The organism is Azospirillum lipoferum 4B (assembly GCF_000283655.1).
In the GTDB taxonomy this organism is placed as follows: Bacteria; Pseudomonadota; Alphaproteobacteria; order Azospirillales; family Azospirillaceae; genus Azospirillum; species Azospirillum lipoferum_C.
In genome coordinates this window covers 1,665,747-1,682,693 of sequence record NC_016622.1, presented here as the reverse complement: position 1 = coordinate 1,682,693, position 16,947 = coordinate 1,665,747, and the positions used below count along the sequence as shown (strand labels likewise).

The following is a 16,947-nucleotide window of genomic DNA, read 5'->3' as shown; positions in this document are numbered from 1 at the left end:
AAGATATCACAATCACATTGACGGTTTCGAGTCATCAGAATAGATTGTGATATCACTATCGGTTGGGAGTTCACATGGAACGAGATCAAGGGCGAAAGGCAGGAACCACGAAGGTGGTTCAAGTGGTACTCGAAGAAGCTGACATCGAAGCTGTTGATCGTTGGCGGCGTGAGCAGCACGAAATTCCAGCAAGAGGCGCTGCAATCAGACACTTCATCCGAAAAGGATTGAATGACCATGCAGTGAAGAAAGTTGAAATGAGGGGCTGATCATGAAGCGAATGATCAGAAAAAAAGAACCGAATTCACTGGATAACGACCGTTCATTTCAAATGAGAACTGACGCGTTGTTTCTCGCTCAGGTTGATGATTGGCGGAGCAAGCGGTCGTCAACTCTCAGCCGCGCAGAAGCCATTCGTCAGATGGTCGCAAAGGTGGCCAGCGGTGGGGGTGAGTTTGGCGACCACCCCACCGCTGACCGTCCGCTTACCCAAGAGGAGGACAAGCGATGAAAGTGAATGTGCCCTCGGCACGCCCGCGGCGCAAGGATGCTCAGCCTTTGCACGCGGGCTTTCAACAGGATGGAGGTGCGGCTGCTTTCCCCTTCGACGCCGCCACTGCGGCTTTCGAGGCGGAAGCCCGCGCCCTGCTGGCCCAGCTTCCCGACCGAGCCGTCGCCCTCTGCCTGCACTGGCTGGAGGTGGAAGCCCAGGCAAAGGCGCTGGACGATCAGCTCTCCGTCCGCGCCGCTGAACTGCGGGAGCGTGGCGCGCCGCTGGACGACGATCCGGCCATGGTGGAGCTGAATGCCGAACTCGACGCACAGGGATGGACGCTCGACGCCGTCCGCGCCGAAATCGCCGCCACCCCCGCGACCACCCCGGCCGGCGTGCTGGCGAAGCTGGTCATCTGGCAGACCGAGCAAGGCGTTCCGGCGGATGGCGATTCCGACCACCGTCTCGCCTGCGCCGCCGCCAACGACCTGCGCCAGCTGATCGCCGCCGGGCAGTGGGGGAGGGCCGCTTGATGCGCCGCGTCTCGACAAAGACGGCGGCTCTGGTCGCCACGCCCAGCCCCGCACCGGTCGCCCAGATCGCCCCTCCCGCCGCCCCGCCCACGCTCGCCGACGACCTCCTCCAGGGCGCCGACAGCATCGCGAAGTTCATGGGCGTCACGCGTCGGCAGGCCTATCACTTCGTCGCCGATGGCCGCATCCCGACGTTCAGGATCGGCGCTATCATCTGCGCCCGGAAGTCCACGATCCTGAACTGGATCGCCCAACAGGAAGCCGCCCAGGGCGGGGGAGGCACGCTGTGAAGCGCAGGATTCCCGCCCTGAAGGAGCCACCGCGCCCGCGCCGCCGGGCGCGCTTCCCGCGATTGGCGGACCGGCTGCGGATCACCCATCCGCGCCGCCGACCGACCGATCCGACGGCCCCATTCATTTCCCCGATGGGCGCCCGGCTGATCGCCGGATGCCTGGACGAGATGATCTGGGAAGCACTGGACCCGGCTCCGCCGATGGGCCTGCCGGAGCCGGCGAACGAATCGTCTCCGTTCCTCATCTCGTCCTTCATGGGAGGCGCCCTTGCCTGACCGGCCGAACGTTGTCACGCGCCTCCCGGTACAGCCCACGCGCCGGATCGTCGCGCGCCACCCTCCGGCCGAGCGGGCGCGGGGCATCGCCGCCGACCTGCGCGAGGCCATCGCGGAGCGTGCCGTCAGCCGCGACGAGTTGCGTGTCATCGCCCAGCGTCTGGATGCGCTCGCTCGCGATCTGGAGGGCTTGCCGACGTGAGCCATGCCATCGCCCTGCCGGAAGTCAGGGTCCCGAGCAACGAAGAGGCCGAACAGGCGCTTCTCGGCGCGATCCTGGTCAACAACCGTGCTTTCGAGCGGGTCGCCGATTTCCTGCGGCCGGAGCATTTCCACGATCCTCTCCACCAGCGCATCTTCGCCGCCATCGCGGCGATGATCGACCGCGGCCAGACGGCCAACCCGGTGACACTGCAGTCCGCCTTCGAGCGCCAGGGCGACGGCGGCCGGGACGAGGTCGGCTATCTCGCGGAGCTGGTCGGCAATGTCGTGACGGTGGTGAACGCCGCTGACTATGGTCGCACCATCCGCGATGCCTTCCTCTGCCGGCAGCTGATCGAGATCGGGTTCGATATGATCGAAACCGCCGGCCGGCCGGGGGTGGACAAGGATGCGGCCGTCCTGATCGAGGAGGCCGAATCGCAGCTCTTCGAGCTGGGCGAGCGCGGGGGCGCCCTGCGCCCGGTGCTGTCATCGGCCGAAGGGGTGGAGGCTGCGCTGGCCGCCACCGAACGCGCCTGGCGGAACCGTGGTCAGCCGCTCGGCATCACGACGGGGCTGGCGGATCTCGACGCGAAGCTGGGCGGTCTTCTGCCCGGCCTCTATGTGCTGGGCGCTCGCCCCTCGATGGGCAAGTCGGCGCTGGCCTTCAACACCATCATGCTGGCGGCCGCGCGCACCGGTGCCCGCGTCCTGGGCTTCTCCACCGAGATGGCGGCGGAGAAGGTGTCCCGCCGGCATCTCGCCGCCCACACCGGGATTCCGGCCGACCGACAGGCCCAGGGCGATCTGACCGACGAGGAGTGGTGCCGGCTGATCGACGCGAAGGCGGAGTTGGGCGCGCTGCCCATTCATCTCGACGATACGCCGGGCGTCACCGTCTCCCACATCCGGCGGACCTGCCGTCGGCACAAGCGGCGCCACGGCCTGGACCTGATCATCGTCGACCACCTCCACCGCATGCGCGCTTCGCCGCAGGCCGAGAAGCAAGGCGAGACGGCCAAGATCACCGAGATCACCGCTGCGCTGTGCTCGATCTGGAAAGAGTTCCAGGCGCCGGTCCTGCTGCTGGCACAGCTGAACCGCGGGCTGGAGATGCGGGAGGACAAGCGCCCCAGCATGGCCGACCTCCGGCAGTCCGGCTCCATCGAGCAGGACGCCGACGTCATCGCCTTCCTCTACCGCGAGGAATACTACCTCTCGCGCACCGAACCCGGCCGCCGGCCGGACGAATCCGACGACAAGTTCAACGAGCGTTACGAGCGCTGGACCCGCCGCTCCGACGAGGCCCGCGGCATCGCCGAGATCATCATCGAGAAGAACCGCGATGGTCCGATCGGCACCATCCGTGCCCATTTCGACGGGCCGCGCACGCTCTTCAGCAACCTCTACCGCGACCACGGGAACGCCTGAAGCATGGCAAGGATCCGCAGCATCAAGCCCGACTTCTTTCGGCACCGGCGCCTCTATCTGGCCGAGCGCGACACCGGTCTGCCGCTCCGCGTCGCCTTCGCCGGGCTGTGGACGGTGGCCGACCGCGAAGGGCGGTTCCGATGGGAGCCGGACGAGTTGAAGCTCGACTGCCTGCCCTATGACGATGTCGATTTTTCACGCGTGCTCGACGCGTTGACCACGCGTGGCTTTCTCGTGCGTTACGCGTCACAGGGGCGTGAATACGGCTTCATTCCGGGCTTCACGCGGCATCAGATCATCAACAACCGCGAAACTGCCTCAATTTTACCCGCGCCGCCGGAAGGCGTTGAGAATGCTGAAGAATTGACGCGTGCCGCACGCGTGGTGGACGCGTGCCCCACGCCTCTTGTGCAAGATCAAGGGGAAGGGAAGGGAAGGGAAGGGGAAAGGAAGAGGAAAGAACCACCACCCCCTACCCCTCCTCCGACCGCCGGGCGCGCATCGCCGGGGGCGGTGGCGGTGGTCGATGCGTTCGTCGCGGCCAAGGACGCCCGATGGCCGGAGCATGCCGAGCAGATCGCTCCCCGGATGACCCTGGAGGCGCTGGCCCAGCAGCACCTCGACGCTGGCGGCACGGTCGAGCTGCTGACCGAGGTCATCCAGCGCGCCGTGCGGGACTGGAAGAACCCGACCCCGCCGACCAGCCTTGCCGCGCTGAAGAACTCGCTTGCAGACCGGGTCGCCCAGCATCGCCGAGCGCTGGACGGCGGTGGCAGCCGGGCGTCGTCCGGTTCGGCTGGAGACCCGCACGAGGTCGATCCGCACGACCAGTCCCGCCAGCGGCTGCGGCACTGGATCCGCACCGGCTGGTGGGAGCCGCGGTGGGGCGAGATTCCGGGGCACCGCAGCTGCATGATCCCCGACCGGGTGATCCTGGAGGTCATTCCGGATTTCAAGCCCGGCTGGCTCCCTCCCGCCGCAGCCGGCAGCGCCGGAGGTGCCGCATGACGGCCCCGTTACCCGAGGCGCTGAACGAACTGGTCGGCCGTCTCCGCCGCCTTACCCCCTGTTGGAACAATCCCGAGCGGTTCCACGAGGCGAAGTCCGAGCTGATCGCCGACCTGCGCCGGTTGGTCCAGCAGGCTCCGGAGCCGACCGTCCGCCGAGTGCTGGTACCGGTGGAGCGGATCGTCGAGCGGGAGCGCGTCGTGTACCTGCCGCGCCCGATTCGACGCCGTCGCAGAACCGAACAGCTGGCAGTGCGGGACCTGTTCGGCGGACAGAACGGCTTCGACGAAGTGCCTGCCAAAGCGGGGGAATCGCATTGAGCATGAAGGCGAAGAAGGCCGCACGTCGCCGTGGCCGCAAGCGGTCCGTGGGGATCCGGGAACCGAGCGGCAGGATCAGCCGGGCGAATCGGGAACAGCAGGGGCCGGTGATCCCCGACGAGGCGCTGGCGCAGCGGGCAAGGGCGATGGGGATGGCATGCATGACCGTCGACGCGAAGCTCCGGAAGGCGATGCAGGACGAATGGGCCGGCTACCCCCTCGGTCGGCTGCGCCTGCTGGGGGAGATCACCGACCGCCAGTTCCGGGCCGGCTCCAGCTACGCCATCCTCCGCCGGCGCTGGGACCGCCTGGCCGAAGCGCCGAGCCGACACGCCAAGGTCGCGCGGCTGCCGATTGCGTCGGAATGCCCGCAGGACCTCGCTCCGCAGGTGATCGACCTGCTGGCGCTGGAACGGGAATCCGACATCGACGGTGCGTGGCTTCGGGCAAAACTTCATCTCCGCAAGCTTCAGCGGCTGATCGGGCCGGGGGAGGCGTTGGCCGTGCTGGAGGCGGTGTGCGTCGAGGAAGCGGCGCCGGCAGTGCGCGAGTGGTTGCCGCTGCTGCGGCTGGGCCTGGATCGGGTGGCCGAGCACTTCCGCCTGCCGCTCGAGGGAAACGAGCCGGGGAAGTCGAAAATGAATCGGTCTTCAGAATTTGTTAACGGATAAGGGGTAGAGGTGAATGTGTCATTAATTCAGGCTCGACTTAATCCGCCAGCCTGATCTCAACCCGCCCGGTCCTGCCGCGGCGGGTTTTCTGTTCCGGGGCCGCGGGCAACACGGGGCGGTGCCTGCGGCCTGGGGGTACGCCACTCTCCCCGTAGCGGTCGACGGCTTCCCGCCCACCGAACCGGACCGGCGGTTTCCCGGTTGTCGAGGCCGCAAGCGCCACCAGCATACACCCATCGGTCAGCTTCGACCGCCATCCTTTGCCCGCCCGGCTCAGCTGTGGCGGGTTTCGTCGTTTCGGGGATCACCGCACATGGACAATCTGCCCTTACCGATCCCCGATGTTGGGGAAACGCTGACCCGTATCTCCATCCTGTCTCCGGCCGCGCAGGTCGCAGCGGTCATCGTGCTCGGCTGTGTTGCGGTCGCCTGGATCTGGACGCGCAGGCCGCAGCCCGGCCCCGGCAATGAGACCTTTCAACTTGTCATCACCAGCATGACCGAGCAGGCCAAGGCCACGAACGCCTTGGCCGAGCAGGTCGAGCGGGTGGTGGAGCAGAACGCCGCCATCCTTGCCCGGTTGCAGGTGGGCGCGGTGGAGAAGGTGAGCTGACGTGCGCGCCAGCGTCACCATCACCGGCAGCTTGAACGACGCCTTCAACGAATGGACGGAGTCGACCGCCCGTCGGCTGACCGACACCACGGAACACGCCGCGTCCACCATGCGTGACGAGATGCGGACCGCCATGGCGAACGCCGGTCTCGGCAAGCTGGGCCGGGCGCTGGGCTATGCCGGCTATCCAGGGGGCGGCAACTACAGCATTCACCCCGCCGCAGAGGTGTTCGTCCGGGGCAAGGCCGCATCGGCTGTGAAGTGGGAAGGGATCATCGACGCCTTCAACGACGGGGCGACGATCCGCTCCAAGCGGGGCTGGCTGGCCATCCCAACGAAGAACTGCCCCAAGGGTGCGCGCGGTCGCTTTCTCACCCCGGAACAGGTGGCCGAGCGGTTCGGCCCGTTGCGGTCCATCGCCGCCGGCAAGTCGGTCCTGCTGTTCGCTGACGTCATCGCGGGCAAGTCCGGCGGCGTCCGCAAGGCCACGGCTGGGCGCCTCGCACAAGGCCGACAGTCCAAGCTCACGCTGATGTTCGTCCTGGTGAAGGAAGCGACCATCCGCAAGCGCCTGGACCTGGACAGCGTCATCCGGCAGTGGGAGACCCGCTTCCCCGCCATGATCGCTGACGTGCTGAAGGCCGAGTGACGGAGACCGCCAGATGCTCGAGCCTCTGACCGAATGGCCGCAGCCTCCCCGCCGCTCCATGCGGTCGACCATCGCCGCGGTGGACGCTTTGGCCACTCCTTCCATCCCGACGCAGGGGACGGCAACTCACCGCCTCCCCGACAGGGACGCCTTCACCATCGGTCTCGCCACCGGCTACGCCGCCGGCATCCTCACCGCTGCGGCTGTCATCACCGTAGGGTGGTGGGTCATGGTGGGGTGGTGACCATGGATCGGGCGAAGGCGTGGGGTGCGGCAATGGTGGTGCTGGCCCTGGTCTACGGCGACCTGCTGCTGGTCGACCGGACGTTCCCGGCCGGTCGGGTCCACCGTCGGGCAGTCCGCCCCATCGTCCGGACCCTGACCAGCCCGACCACGGGAGACTGACCCTCCCCATAGGGCCGGCCCACAGGATGGCCGCTGATGCGCCGTCCGTGGGGACGCTCCATCGCGCGTCCGATGCGCCAGAGGCCAACCACGGGCCGCCTGACGGGCAGGGCAGGGCACCCTAGGGGGATGGGGTGGGGTAGGGGGGTATCGTGGGTCCCTCCGGGTGGCCCCCCTATAACGGGTGGGACAAGTCCGATCATCGTCCAGGTGTGAAAATTCCAGAAGGGGGTTCCGCTTCCCCTATGGCGTGTGGGTGGGGTGTGGTCATGGCAACTCAAAAGGAAGTCGCCGAACACCTCGATCTGACCGACCGCTCCGTCCGGGACCTCAAAGCGCGGGGCGTTTTCAACGCTGACGCGCGCAGTCAGATGGACCTGGACGCCTGCCGGGTGGCCTACATCCGGCACCTTCGGGAGCGGGCAGCCGGCCGGGCGTCGGATGGCGCTGAAGCGGAAGGCCTGGACCTTGTCGCGGAGAAAGCCCGGCTGGCGAAGGAACAGGCCGACCACTACGCCATGCGCAACGCGGAGAAGCGGGGCGAGTTGGTGCCGATTGCCGATTACACCGCCGCGGTGGTGTCCGTCATCGAAATGGTCAAGGCGAAGCTGAACCGCATTCCCGCGAAGGTGGCCAAGACCGACGGCCGGCTGAAAGACCGCATCGCCGATGCGCTGGAGGATGCGCTGGACGAATTGAGCGCGGCTCGGATCACCGAAGAAATGGGCGGCGGAGACGACGACGGGGACGACGATGCAGACGAATGACATCCTCCGCGTCCGCGGCGCCCTGCTGGCCGAGCATGTCGCCCGGTGGCTGCTGGCGCTGAAGCCCCGCCGGCGGATGACGCTGTCGGAATGGTCGCTCAAGAATGCCCGGCTGGAGGACGGCACGCGCTATCGCCCGTTCCCTTTCCAGATCGGCATGATGGACGCTTTCACCGAGACGGACGTCCGGCAGATCACGGCGAAGAAATCGAGCCGCATCGGCTATTCGCAGATCGTCAAGAACTACATCGCCTATTGCGCCGACCAGCTGCCCAGCCGGGTGCTGGTCTATCAGCCGACCATCGACGACGCAGAGGACTTCGCCAAGGATGACGTGGCCAAGCTGATCCTCTGGCCGGCGGTGCGGCGGCTGTTCTCCACCAAGACGCGGAACAGCAGCAACACCATCCGGTCGAAGCGGTTTCCCGGCGGGTGGATCAAGATCAAGGGGGCGAACAGCCCGAAGGAGTTCCGCCGCATCACCGCCGACAAGGTCATCCTGGAGGAACCGGACGGCTACCCCCCGACGGCTGGTGTCGAAGGCGATCAAGTGGAGCTTGCCTTCAAGCGGTGCCTCACCTCCGACGATCCGCTGAAGGCGGCCGGCTCCACCCCGACGATCAAGGGGCATTCCAAGATCGACGCGCTGTTCGAGCAGGGGACGCAGGAATACCGGTATGTCCCCTGTCCGCACTGCGGCGAGATGCAGATCCTCACCTTCGGCGATGGCACCGGCGCCGGCATCCGCTTTGAGCCGAAGGATGCGCCGACCAAGGCTTGGTACGTCTGCGTCAACGGCTGTGTGATCGAGGAGGATCACAAGGCGGACATGGATGAACGCGGCGAGTGGCGGGCGCATGCGCCGCAGAACTGGCCGCATCGGTCCTTCCACATTTGGGCCGCCTACAGTCAGTTTCCCGGCGCCGCGTGGCTGGAGATCGCCAAGGAGTTCGTCCGGGCGCGAAAGGACCCGAACAAGCTCCGCGTCTTCGTCAATCAGGTGTTGGCCGAGACCTACGAGGTGAAGGGAGAGGCGCCGCAATGGCGCGTCCTCTATGACCGCCGGGAGGACTATCAGGGCGTGCCGGTCGACGGGCTGGTGTTGACCGCCGGTCTCGACGTTCAGAAAAGCCCCGGTCGCCTTGAGCTGTTCGTGTGGGCGTGGGGGCAGGACTTCCAATGTTGGCTGGTCGATCACGTCGTGATCCCCGGCAACCCCTACGACGCCGCGGTGTGGGACGAAGCGTCCAGCGTCATTCACGGCACATGGCGGCATCCGTCGGGCGTCGATCTGCGGCTGTCGAAGGTCGGGGCCGACACGGGCTTTGCCACCACGCAGGTGGAGGCATGGGCGAAGCGGCATCCGGGCTTGGTCATTCCGGTGAAGGGCGCCAGCACGATAGGCGCGCCGTCCTTCGCGTGGTCCAGCGTGCGAGAGGCCAACCCCACGGGCGGCAGGCGCAGGCGCGGTCTCCAACTCGGCATGGTCGGCGGCCACGTCCTGACCCTGGAACTTTACGGCAAGCTGAGCCTGCAGCCGCCCACCGATGAAGAGGCGGCCGACGGCGCCGGGTTCCCGGCCGGCTATGTCCACCTCAACAGGCTGGCCACCGAAGAGGTGTGCAAACAGCTTGTCGGCGACCAGTGGATCGAGGGCCGGGGCGAGTGGAAACAAGTCCACGCCACGGAGGCACTGGACGGCTGGAAATATGCCCGCGCCTGTACCGTGGCCATGGGGTTGGAGCGCTGGACCGCCGCGCGATGGGCCGAACTGCGGAAGGCGCTTGCGGTGCCGGTGAAGGCCGAGCAGCCGCGGGTAAAAGCGACAGAGGCGCCGGCACCGGTGGCCGAGCAGGAACAGCCCCGGCAGGAAGAACGGCGCCCGGCCGGCGGCGGCTGGCTTGGCGGGCGCGGTGGCGGATGGGGAAGGCGGTAGAGCATGGCACTGACGCAGACGCACCTTAACACCCTGGTCGAAGCATGGGCCGCCGGCACGACCAGCGTCACCATCGACGGCAAGCGGGTGGACTACCGCTCTATGCGCGACCTGGAGACGGCAATCGCCGTCACGGCGAAAGCAATCGGCGCGGCGAACCCGCTCCACCCGGCGCGGCCCGTCTCCCGGACCAGCGTCACCAAGTTTTCGCGGGGCTGAGCATGAACATTCTGGACAAGGCCATCGGCTGGATTGCCCCGGAGTCCGGCGCCAAGCGTGCGCGTGCGCGCGTTGCCATGGAAATGATGCGGCGCAGCTACGACGGCGCCACCACCGGCCGGCGGACGGACGGCTGGAACACCAGCGGCACGTCGGCGAACGCCGAAATCGGACCCGCCCTTGCCCGCCTGCGCGCCCGCTCCCGCGATCTGGTGCGCAACAACCCCTATGCCGCCCGCGTGGTCGACATTTGGGCCGCGAACGTGGTCGGAACCGGCATCATGCCGCAGAGCCGCACCGGCAATGAGGAGTTGGACAAGCGGACCAACGCCCTGTTCCGGCGCTGGTGCGAGCAATGCGACGCCGAAGGGCAGTTGGACTTTGCCGGTCTCCAGACCCTCATCATGCGGACGGTGGTGGAGGGTGGCGAAGTGCTCCCCCGCCACCGCAACCGCCGGCCGGGAGATGGCTTGCCGGTCCCCTATCAGGTGCAAGTCCTGGAGGGCGACTTCCTGGACTCCTCCCGCGACAGCACGTTGACCGGTCGCCGCACCATTCAGGGCGTGGAGTTCGACGCACTGGACCGGCGGATCGGCTATTGGTTGTTCCGCACCCACCCCGGCGACCCTTACAGCGTCACGGCGGAAGGCCTGACGAGCGCCCTGGTGCCGGCATCGGAGGTGATGCACGTCTATCGCAAGCTGCGGTCCGGTCAGGTTCGCGGCGTGCCGTGGTTCGCGCCCGTGCTGCTGAAGGCGCGCGACCTGGACGACTTCCACGAGGCCGCCATCGTCCGGGCGCGGATGGAGGCCTGTATCGGAATGGTGGTGACGTCCACCGATGACGGCGGGCAAAACCCCATCGGTATCGGCAGCGAGACGGAGAACGGCCGGCGGGTGGAGGGGATGGAGCCGGGCATGGTCCCGTACCTGAAGCCCGGCGAAACCGTCCAATTCCTGAACCCGACCGCGTCGCCGTCCTTCGATCCCTTCACCCTGCATACCCTCATGGCGATGGCGGTGGGGACGGGCGTCACCTACGACCAGATGACCGGAGACCTCCGGCAGGCCAACTACTCCAGCCTTCGCGCCGGCAAGGTGGAATTCCGCCGGCTGGTCGAACAGGCGCAATGGCAAATGCTGATCCCGATGTTCTGCGCGCCGGTCTGGCGGCGCTTCATCGAGACGGCGGTCCTCTCCGGCGCGCTTCCGGCCGGGGACTATCCGGTCGAATGGGCGACGCCGGCACATGAGCCCATCGACCCGCTGAAGGACATGCAGGCCGATATTCTCGCGGTCCGCACCGGCCGGATGACGTGGGACCACTTCGTCGGCCTGTGGGGCTTCGATCCGAAACAGCAGCTCGCGGATATCGCCCGGATCAATGCCGCCATGGATGACGTGGGCGTCACGCTCGATACCGATCCCCGCAAGGTGACGAAGGCCGGCGGGGCACAGCAGGCGCAGCAAGGAGACCCGCAAGATGCCTGATAGCCTGACCATGGACATGCCGATGCAGACGCGCGCGGCGGCTGTCCAGACGGTGGACGAAGCCGCGCGCACCATCGAGCTGGTCTGGTCGACGGGCGCCGCGGTTCCCCGCGTCAACTACCGCACCGGGGAGCGCTTCATGGAGGTGCTGTCCCTCGATCCGGAACACTGCGACCTGACCCGCCTCAACAGCGGCGCGCCGGTCCTGAACAACCACGGCCAATATGACCTGAGCCAAGTCCTGGGCGTAGTGGAGCGTGCCGCGGTCGACGGTACGCAGGGAACGGCCACGGTGCGCTTTTCGGATCGGCCGGACGTCGATCCGTATTGGAACGACATCAAGAACGGGATCATCCGGAACGTTTCCGTCGGCTACGCCGTCCGCAAATTCGAGGTGACGCAGGAAGAGGGCAAGCCCGCCACCTACCGCGCCATCGACTGGATGCCGATGGAACTGTCCATGGTGCCGATCGGTGCCGATGCCGGCGCGGGCACCCGCTCCGCCGATCTGTCTACCACCCCCTGCGAGATTATCAACCGGGCGTCGCCCGCCAACAAGGAGAGTGCCACCATGCCGGACAGCGTCCAGCACGAGCCGGGCCACGAGATGCCCGCCAACAACACCCGCGCCACCGATGCCGCCGCTCTGAATGCCGCCATCGCGGCCGAGCGCGCCCGCATCGCCCATGTCAACGACGTGGCGCAGCGTCACGCGCTGGGTGCCGACTTCGTCCGCGCCCATGTCGACGGCGGTTCTACGGCCGAAGCGGTCAACGCCGCCGCCCTGACCGCGCTTGCCGCCCGGTCGGAACAGTCCCCGTCCTCCTCGATCCGCGTCGGCGTCTCCCATGACGACCCGGAAGCGGTCCGTTCGGCCATGGCCGACGCCATCGTCGCCCGCGCCACCTACACGGCCCCGGAAAACGAGCGGGCGCGCGGCTACATGGGCGCCAGCATGCTGGAGATGGCGGCCGACCTGTGCGGCATCCGTTCCCGCAATCCGGACGAGATCATGCGGCGTGCGATGCACAGCACGTCGGACTTCCCGCTGCTGCTGGAGGCCGCCGCCAACAAGGTGCTGCTGCGCACCTATCAGGCCGCGACCCCGACCTATCGCAGAATCGCGCGGCGCCGCGACTTCAACGACTTCAAGCCGACCAAGTTCCTCCAGGCCGGCGACTTCCCGCCGCTGCTGGAGTATGGCGAGACCGGCGAGATCAAGGACGGCACCGTTTCGGAGGGCCGGGAAACCGTCACGCTGTCCAGCTTCGGCCGCATCGTGAACATCAGCCGCCGGGTGTTCATCAACGATGACCTGGGCGCCTTCAACGACCTCATCAACATGGCGTCGCGCCGTGTGGCCGACTTCGAAAACGCCACCTTCTACGCCATGATGCTGAAGAACAGCGGCGCCGGCCCGACCCTGTCGGACAACAAGGCTGTCTTCCACTCGGGCCACGGCAACCTTGCCGCGTCGGGTGGCGCCATCGGCGTTTCGACCGTGAGCGATGGCCGCGCCGCGATGCGCAAACAGACCAGCATCGACGGGCTGAAGCTGAACATCACCCCGTCCACGATCGTGTGCGGTCCGGACAAGGAAACGGAGGCCGAACAGCTCATTGCGGCGATCCAGCCGCAGCAGGCCGGCAACGTCAACCCGTTCTCGGGCCGCCTGTCCACCGTGGCGGACGCCAACATCACCGGCAACGCTTGGTGGCTGTTCGCGGACCCGTCGGTCGCCGAAGTGTTCGTCTACGGCTATCTGGCGGGCAACCCCGGCCCCCGCTTCGTGACCGAAGAGGGTTTCCGGACCGACGGCGTGTCGCTGCGCGTCACCCTGGACTTCGGCTGCGGCGCGGTCGACTACCGCGGCGCCTACCGCAACGCCGGCAACTGATCCACCACCCCCATAACGACGGCATGAGGGCGCCCGCTGCGGCGCCTTCGCCGTTTCTGGAGATCCCGAGATGAAGAACTTCGTTCAGCCCGGCAAGACTGTGACCGTTTCCGCCCCCTACGACGTGGCCAGCGGCGCCGGCTGTCTGGTCGGCTCCCTGTTCGGCGTCGCCACCATGGACGCCGTCAGCGGCGCCAGCGTCGACATCTGCACCGAAGGCGTATTCACCCTGGCCAAGACCAGCGCGCAGGCCTGGACCGTCGGCGCGAAGGTCTATTGGGACGACACCAACAAGGTGGCCACCACCACGGCGACCAGCAACACGCTGATCGGCTGCGCCCTGGAGGTGGCCGCCAACCCGTCCGCCACCGGCACCGTCCGCCTCAACGGCACGGCCTGACCGTGAGCGTCTTCGACGCCATGTTCGGCGTCCTGTTCGCTGATCCGAACATGGCGTCGGACGCCACCTATACCGCTCCCGGCCCCGGTGGCGTTCCCACCCCCTGCCGCGCCGTCTTCCGCCAGCCCGATACGGACTGGCGCGGCGATGGCGTGGACGTGACGACGCCCAGCCGGATTGCAGAGGTGCGGGTCTCGGAAGTCCCGATGATGAAGGAGGCGGGAACGCTCGCCATCGGCGGGAAATCCTACACGATCCAGAAGGCCGGCCGGTCGGACGCTGATCGGCTCCTCTGGCGCCTGGAGTTGCGGTAATGCCCATCTCCGTCCGTGAACAGGTCTTGTCCGCATTCGCGACGATGCTCGGCACCGTCGCGGCGGAGAACGTCCCCGGCACGATCAAGGTCTATCGGGCGCGCCGCAAGCCGCTGTCCGACGACGACGACTTGGACCAGTTGCCGGCCCTGCTGATGCGGTCGGCCCCCGGCGCCTCCGAACAGACCAGCGCCGCGGTAACCCGCAATCTGGAGCGGATCACCGTCACCGCCGTGCTGAAGGCCGACACCGACGAAGGGCTGGACCAAGCCCTTGCCGATCTGTGGGCCGCCCTGCAGCGCGCCGTTGAAGCCGACCCGACGCTAGGGGGCGTGGCGGTGGACGTGAACCTTGCCGACGCCGACCAGAGCGCGGCCGACGGCGACGGCATCGGCGGAGTTGGCGACGTCTTCGCCGCCTATGACGTCGAGTATTGGACCCGGCCGGGCGACCCCTACGCCTTCGCCCCCTGACCTCTCTTCAACCTGGAGACCATCCCCATGACCATCCCGTCCCACCGGGCGGCGGCGGAGGTGCCGACGCCTGCCCACACCTTCGAGCTTCGCAATGGCGAACTCGTCAACCCGACGGGGGTGGAGGAGGCCGCGCGCAAGGCCGCTGAAGCACCCGAAACCGCCGCGGCGCCTGTCGCCAAGTCCCGCCGTCCCGCCAGCGATGCGCCCGCCGGGGCCGTCCCGTCGGCCGACCAGTAAGGAGCTGCCCCCATGGCACTGCGCACCCGTAACGCCGCCCTGCTGGCGAAGATCGAGACCACGGAAGGCGAAGACGCCTCCCCGGTGGCCGGCACCGATGCCGTGCTGGTCGAAAACCCGCAAATCAGCTTCAACCCCAACATCGTCCAGACCAACGAGGCGACGGGCAGCCTGGACGGGCGCGGCCCGATCACCGGCGGCATGACGGTACAGATCACCTGTGACGTCTACCTGAAAGGCTCCGGCGCCCCCGGCACAGCGCCGGAGTGGGGCAAGCTGCTGAAGGCCAGTGGATGGGCCGAGATCATCACCAGCACCGCCGTTCCTGCATCGGCGGAAGCCGCCACCGCCGGCACCACCACCAGCCTGACGCTGGGGGCCGGCGCCAGCGGTACGGCGCAGACCTACCGCGGGATGCCGTTGCTGCTGACCGGCAATCCGGCGGCCGGCGCCACGTCCTTCGTGGCCGACTACACCGCCGGCAAGGTCGCCACCCTGACCGACCAGTTCGGGACGGCCCTGTCGACCGGGACCAGCTATCAGGTTCCGGTGAACGTGCTGTATCGGCCCGCCTCCACCTCCATTCCGTCGCTGACCCTGTACCTCTACATGGACGGCTTGCTCTACAAGGTGGTGGGCGCCCGCGGCAACGCGACCATGCGGCTGACCAGCGGCAACGCCGGCCGGTTCAGCTTCACCTTCACCGGTATGTTCGTGTCGAAGGGGGATGCGAGCGTCCCGGCCGGGCTGGTCTACGACGCCACCCGCCCGCCGATCTGGAAGGGCGGCAAGGCGCTGGTCAACCGTGTTGCATCGGCCATGTCCAGCTTGTCCGTCGAGTTCGGCAACAGCCTGACCAACCCGGACAACCCGAACGCCGCCGAAGGCTACGACCCTTCCATCATCACCGCCCGCAACATGACGGGTTCCTGCGATCCCCTGGAGTTGCTGGTCGCCACGCGCGACAGCATGGCCGCCTTCCGCTCCGGCGCGGCGCAGATCGTCCACGCCAGCTATGGCGCGGTGGCGGGGAACCGGATCGGCCTGACCCTCCCGGCGACGCAGTACACCAACCTGCAGCCGGGCGACCGCAACGGGTTGATGACGCTGACCCATCAGTTCGCCTGCACCGGTCAGGACGCGGGCGGCTTCATCTGCATTTTCTGACCCGAGACCCCGGCGGCAACCGGGCAACCGGTCGGCGACGGCCGACTGGGCGCCTTCGTGCGCCTGTCGCGGGTGGTGTTGCCGGCGCCACCCGCCCCCTTCCCGGCAGAGGACACCTTTCATGCTCCCCATTTCGTCCAAGGACGTCGTCCATTTCACCCCGCGGCTCGATTTTCTCGCCACTCTGCGTGACCTGCTGAGCAAGGCGGAAAGCGATAAGGCGCGGTCCGACTTCCGAGCCATGATCGACGCCGTGCAAGCCGAGATCGACGCGGCGCCGCAGCCGGTCTATCGTCTCGCCGTGCCGAGCCACCTCCAGCGCGCCGCATTCCGCCGCGACCTGCTGGCCACCGGCGCCACCTATGCCGGCGACAAGGCGCTCTACGCCGCTCTGCGCGCCGATATCGAGGCTATTTCCCCCGACAATCTGGCGGAAGCGCTGGAGATCGTCGACGCCGTGGAAGCGGTTGGCAAGCCGGCCGACGCGGACCCGGAACTGCGCGACCGATACACGGAAATCGCCCGCATCGCCCGCGGGCTTGGCGGGCGCTATGCCGGGGTGGAGGGCGACTTTGAATATTACCTGTCGGTCGCACCCTTCATCGCTTGCCGTCACTTCCTGCTGGGATGGGAAGGCGTGAAGGACGCCGACGGCAACGCCGCGCCGTTCGGCCGCCGGGGCAATCTCACCACGGACGAAACGCTTGGCCATCTGGACGAAAACGAGATGCGGGCGGTTGGGTTCAAAATCCTGAACCTGATGCAGCCGGCCAAGGCCATGGAAAAAAACTCCGTATCGCCGTCGCGGTCAGCCTCCAGCCGGACGCTTTCCCCGACGGCGAAGAAGAAGCGCCCGACGGTTCGGCGTGGGAAATCTTCGGCGAACGGTACAGCCGCAACCCCCGCCTGACCCTGTCCGACGGGGATCTGGAAATGGTGCGCTACTGGCGCGCCTACCGTCCCCATCCCGGACGCATCGGCGGCATGGCCGCCGGCATCATCCCCGCCACCGGGCACCTTCCGGAGTCCGGCGGCTACGGCGACCAAGCCGCGATCATGCTCGACGCTTTCGAGATCATGAGCGGGGCCGAGGCCGAACTCCTCGCAACGGAACGCTGATGCGAAGGCCGCCGGCACCCATACCGGCGGTCT

The 16,947-nt window shown here is 67.5% G+C and carries 26 protein-coding genes; all 26 read left to right on the top strand.

Annotated elements, in window-relative coordinates:
• The first annotated feature begins 74 nt into the window (after positions 1 to 74).
• The 26 genes from AZOLI_RS32370 (at position 75) to AZOLI_RS07690 (ending at position 16,914) form a co-directional block, all read left to right on the top strand.
• Positions 75 to 269 (top strand): hypothetical protein, encoded by a 195-nt coding sequence (locus AZOLI_RS32370; RefSeq protein ID WP_162488019.1) that lies wholly within the window; start codon positions 75 to 77, stop codon positions 267 to 269.
• A 2-nt stretch (positions 270 to 271) separates the two neighbouring features.
• Positions 272 to 511 (top strand): hypothetical protein, encoded by a 240-nt coding sequence (locus AZOLI_RS32365; protein ID WP_162488018.1) that lies wholly within the window; start codon positions 272 to 274, stop codon positions 509 to 511.
• 47 nt (positions 512 to 558) lie between these two features.
• Positions 559 to 1,026, top strand: coding sequence for a hypothetical protein (locus AZOLI_RS07800; protein WP_162488017.1), 468 nt, complete (start codon positions 559 to 561; stop codon positions 1,024 to 1,026).
• The gene (locus AZOLI_RS07795; RefSeq protein WP_044549851.1) at positions 1,026 to 1,316 is read left to right on the top strand and encodes a hypothetical protein; all 291 of its coding nucleotides are present in this window, start codon (positions 1,026 to 1,028) and stop codon (positions 1,314 to 1,316) included. The genes AZOLI_RS07800 and AZOLI_RS07795 overlap by 1 nt, the downstream gene beginning before the upstream one ends.
• Positions 1,313 to 1,594, top strand: a complete 282-nt coding sequence (locus AZOLI_RS07790; RefSeq protein ID WP_044549848.1) for a hypothetical protein — start codon at positions 1,313 to 1,315, stop codon at positions 1,592 to 1,594. The genes AZOLI_RS07795 and AZOLI_RS07790 overlap by 4 nt, the downstream gene beginning before the upstream one ends.
• The gene (locus tag AZOLI_RS07785) at positions 1,587 to 1,796 is read left to right on the top strand and encodes a hypothetical protein (RefSeq protein ID WP_014248056.1); all 210 of its coding nucleotides are present in this window, start codon (positions 1,587 to 1,589) and stop codon (positions 1,794 to 1,796) included. Before AZOLI_RS07790 ends, AZOLI_RS07785 begins: the two co-directional genes overlap by 8 nt.
• Positions 1,793 to 3,226: a DnaB-like helicase C-terminal domain-containing protein gene (locus AZOLI_RS07780; protein ID WP_014248055.1), complete on the top strand. Its 1,434-nt coding sequence runs from the start codon at positions 1,793 to 1,795 to the stop codon at positions 3,224 to 3,226. Before AZOLI_RS07785 ends, AZOLI_RS07780 begins: the two co-directional genes overlap by 4 nt.
• A gap of 3 nt (positions 3,227 to 3,229) precedes the next feature.
• Positions 3,230 to 4,234, top strand: coding sequence for a hypothetical protein (locus AZOLI_RS32360; protein WP_014248054.1), 1,005 nt, complete (start codon positions 3,230 to 3,232; stop codon positions 4,232 to 4,234).
• Positions 4,231 to 4,554 (top strand): hypothetical protein, encoded by a 324-nt coding sequence (locus AZOLI_RS07770; RefSeq protein WP_014248053.1) that lies wholly within the window; start codon positions 4,231 to 4,233, stop codon positions 4,552 to 4,554. Before AZOLI_RS32360 ends, AZOLI_RS07770 begins: the two co-directional genes overlap by 4 nt.
• Before the next feature lie 2 nt (positions 4,555 to 4,556).
• Entirely contained in the window at positions 4,557 to 5,225 is a 669-nt protein-coding gene (locus tag AZOLI_RS07765; protein WP_044549846.1) for a hypothetical protein, read from the top strand.
• Between the two features lie 313 nt (positions 5,226 to 5,538).
• The gene (locus AZOLI_RS07760; RefSeq protein WP_014248051.1) at positions 5,539 to 5,838 is read left to right on the top strand and encodes a hypothetical protein; all 300 of its coding nucleotides are present in this window, start codon (positions 5,539 to 5,541) and stop codon (positions 5,836 to 5,838) included.
• A 1-nt stretch (position 5,839) separates the two neighbouring features.
• A complete protein-coding gene (locus AZOLI_RS30300) occupies positions 5,840 to 6,487 on the top strand; it encodes a DUF6441 family protein (RefSeq protein WP_014248050.1) in 648 nt (215 codons plus the stop codon).
• Between the two features lie 13 nt (positions 6,488 to 6,500).
• Positions 6,501 to 6,731 carry a hypothetical protein gene (locus tag AZOLI_RS07750; RefSeq protein WP_014248049.1) on the top strand — a complete coding sequence of 77 codons (231 nt, stop codon included), beginning with the start codon at positions 6,501 to 6,503 and terminating at the stop codon, positions 6,729 to 6,731.
• Between the two features lie 2 nt (positions 6,732 to 6,733).
• Positions 6,734 to 6,892, top strand: coding sequence for a hypothetical protein (locus tag AZOLI_RS32355; protein WP_162488016.1), 159 nt, complete (start codon positions 6,734 to 6,736; stop codon positions 6,890 to 6,892).
• 269 nt (positions 6,893 to 7,161) lie between these two features.
• A complete protein-coding gene (locus AZOLI_RS07745; protein ID WP_014248048.1) occupies positions 7,162 to 7,659 on the top strand; it encodes a phage terminase small subunit in 498 nt (165 codons plus the stop codon).
• Complete coding sequence (locus AZOLI_RS07740) at positions 7,646 to 9,595, top strand: phage terminase large subunit family protein (protein WP_014248047.1); 1,950 nt, start codon at positions 7,646 to 7,648, stop codon at positions 9,593 to 9,595. Before AZOLI_RS07745 ends, AZOLI_RS07740 begins: the two co-directional genes overlap by 14 nt.
• Before the next feature lie 3 nt (positions 9,596 to 9,598).
• Positions 9,599 to 9,814: a phage head-tail joining protein gene (locus AZOLI_RS07735; protein WP_014248046.1), complete on the top strand. Its 216-nt coding sequence runs from the start codon at positions 9,599 to 9,601 to the stop codon at positions 9,812 to 9,814.
• Between the two features lie 2 nt (positions 9,815 to 9,816).
• Complete coding sequence (locus AZOLI_RS07730; protein WP_014248045.1) at positions 9,817 to 11,304, top strand: phage portal protein; 1,488 nt, start codon at positions 9,817 to 9,819, stop codon at positions 11,302 to 11,304.
• Positions 11,297 to 13,201: a prohead protease/major capsid protein fusion protein gene (locus tag AZOLI_RS07725; RefSeq protein WP_162488015.1), complete on the top strand. Its 1,905-nt coding sequence runs from the start codon at positions 11,297 to 11,299 to the stop codon at positions 13,199 to 13,201. The genes AZOLI_RS07730 and AZOLI_RS07725 overlap by 8 nt, the downstream gene beginning before the upstream one ends.
• A gap of 70 nt (positions 13,202 to 13,271) precedes the next feature.
• The gene (locus AZOLI_RS07720) at positions 13,272 to 13,601 is read left to right on the top strand and encodes a DUF2190 family protein (protein WP_014248043.1); all 330 of its coding nucleotides are present in this window, start codon (positions 13,272 to 13,274) and stop codon (positions 13,599 to 13,601) included.
• A 2-nt stretch (positions 13,602 to 13,603) separates the two neighbouring features.
• Positions 13,604 to 13,915, top strand: coding sequence for a head-tail joining protein (locus tag AZOLI_RS07715; RefSeq protein ID WP_014248042.1), 312 nt, complete (start codon positions 13,604 to 13,606; stop codon positions 13,913 to 13,915).
• The gene (locus tag AZOLI_RS07710; RefSeq protein WP_014248041.1) at positions 13,915 to 14,388 is read left to right on the top strand and encodes a hypothetical protein; all 474 of its coding nucleotides are present in this window, start codon (positions 13,915 to 13,917) and stop codon (positions 14,386 to 14,388) included. Before AZOLI_RS07715 ends, AZOLI_RS07710 begins: the two co-directional genes overlap by 1 nt.
• A 27-nt stretch (positions 14,389 to 14,415) precedes the next feature.
• The gene (locus AZOLI_RS07705) at positions 14,416 to 14,628 is read left to right on the top strand and encodes a hypothetical protein (protein WP_014248040.1); all 213 of its coding nucleotides are present in this window, start codon (positions 14,416 to 14,418) and stop codon (positions 14,626 to 14,628) included.
• A 12-nt stretch (positions 14,629 to 14,640) separates the two neighbouring features.
• Positions 14,641 to 15,795, top strand: a complete 1,155-nt coding sequence (locus AZOLI_RS30295) for a hypothetical protein (RefSeq protein WP_014248039.1) — start codon at positions 14,641 to 14,643, stop codon at positions 15,793 to 15,795.
• Positions 15,796 to 15,916: 121 nt separating this feature from the next.
• On the top strand, positions 15,917 to 16,705 hold the full coding sequence (locus AZOLI_RS07695) for a hypothetical protein (protein ID WP_014248038.1): 789 nt from the start codon (positions 15,917 to 15,919) through the stop codon (positions 16,703 to 16,705).
• A 23-nt stretch (positions 16,706 to 16,728) separates the two neighbouring features.
• On the top strand, positions 16,729 to 16,914 hold the full coding sequence (locus tag AZOLI_RS07690) for a hypothetical protein (RefSeq protein WP_014248037.1): 186 nt from the start codon (positions 16,729 to 16,731) through the stop codon (positions 16,912 to 16,914).
• Positions 16,915 to 16,947: the final 33 nt, after the last annotated feature.

Coding starts and splice junctions, on each gene's coding strand:
- AZOLI_RS07725 (WP_162488015.1), top strand. CDS start 11,297: ATGCCTGATAGCCTGACCATGGACATGCCGATGCAGACGCGCGCGGCG.
- AZOLI_RS07730 (WP_014248045.1), top strand. CDS start 9,817: ATGAACATTCTGGACAAGGCCATCGGCTGGATTGCCCCGGAGTCCGGC.
- AZOLI_RS32360 (WP_014248054.1), top strand. CDS start 3,230: ATGGCAAGGATCCGCAGCATCAAGCCCGACTTCTTTCGGCACCGGCGC.
- AZOLI_RS07720 (WP_014248043.1), top strand. CDS start 13,272: ATGAAGAACTTCGTTCAGCCCGGCAAGACTGTGACCGTTTCCGCCCCC.
- AZOLI_RS30295 (WP_014248039.1), top strand. CDS start 14,641: ATGGCACTGCGCACCCGTAACGCCGCCCTGCTGGCGAAGATCGAGACC.
- AZOLI_RS07710 (WP_014248041.1), top strand. CDS start 13,915: ATGCCCATCTCCGTCCGTGAACAGGTCTTGTCCGCATTCGCGACGATG.
- AZOLI_RS07760 (WP_014248051.1), top strand. CDS start 5,539: ATGGACAATCTGCCCTTACCGATCCCCGATGTTGGGGAAACGCTGACC.
- AZOLI_RS07690 (WP_014248037.1), top strand. CDS start 16,729: ATGGTGCGCTACTGGCGCGCCTACCGTCCCCATCCCGGACGCATCGGC.
- AZOLI_RS07750 (WP_014248049.1), top strand. CDS start 6,501: ATGCTCGAGCCTCTGACCGAATGGCCGCAGCCTCCCCGCCGCTCCATG.
- AZOLI_RS07795 (WP_044549851.1), top strand. CDS start 1,026: ATGCGCCGCGTCTCGACAAAGACGGCGGCTCTGGTCGCCACGCCCAGC.
- AZOLI_RS07695 (WP_014248038.1), top strand. CDS start 15,917: ATGCTCCCCATTTCGTCCAAGGACGTCGTCCATTTCACCCCGCGGCTC.
- AZOLI_RS07765 (WP_044549846.1), top strand. CDS start 4,557: ATGAAGGCGAAGAAGGCCGCACGTCGCCGTGGCCGCAAGCGGTCCGTG.
- AZOLI_RS07740 (WP_014248047.1), top strand. CDS start 7,646: ATGCAGACGAATGACATCCTCCGCGTCCGCGGCGCCCTGCTGGCCGAG.
- AZOLI_RS07735 (WP_014248046.1), top strand. CDS start 9,599: ATGGCACTGACGCAGACGCACCTTAACACCCTGGTCGAAGCATGGGCC.
- AZOLI_RS32365 (WP_162488018.1), top strand. CDS start 272: ATGAAGCGAATGATCAGAAAAAAAGAACCGAATTCACTGGATAACGAC.
- AZOLI_RS07770 (WP_014248053.1), top strand. CDS start 4,231: ATGACGGCCCCGTTACCCGAGGCGCTGAACGAACTGGTCGGCCGTCTC.
- AZOLI_RS07745 (WP_014248048.1), top strand. CDS start 7,162: ATGGCAACTCAAAAGGAAGTCGCCGAACACCTCGATCTGACCGACCGC.
- AZOLI_RS32355 (WP_162488016.1), top strand. CDS start 6,734: ATGGATCGGGCGAAGGCGTGGGGTGCGGCAATGGTGGTGCTGGCCCTG.
- AZOLI_RS07705 (WP_014248040.1), top strand. CDS start 14,416: ATGACCATCCCGTCCCACCGGGCGGCGGCGGAGGTGCCGACGCCTGCC.
- AZOLI_RS32370 (WP_162488019.1), top strand. CDS start 75: ATGGAACGAGATCAAGGGCGAAAGGCAGGAACCACGAAGGTGGTTCAA.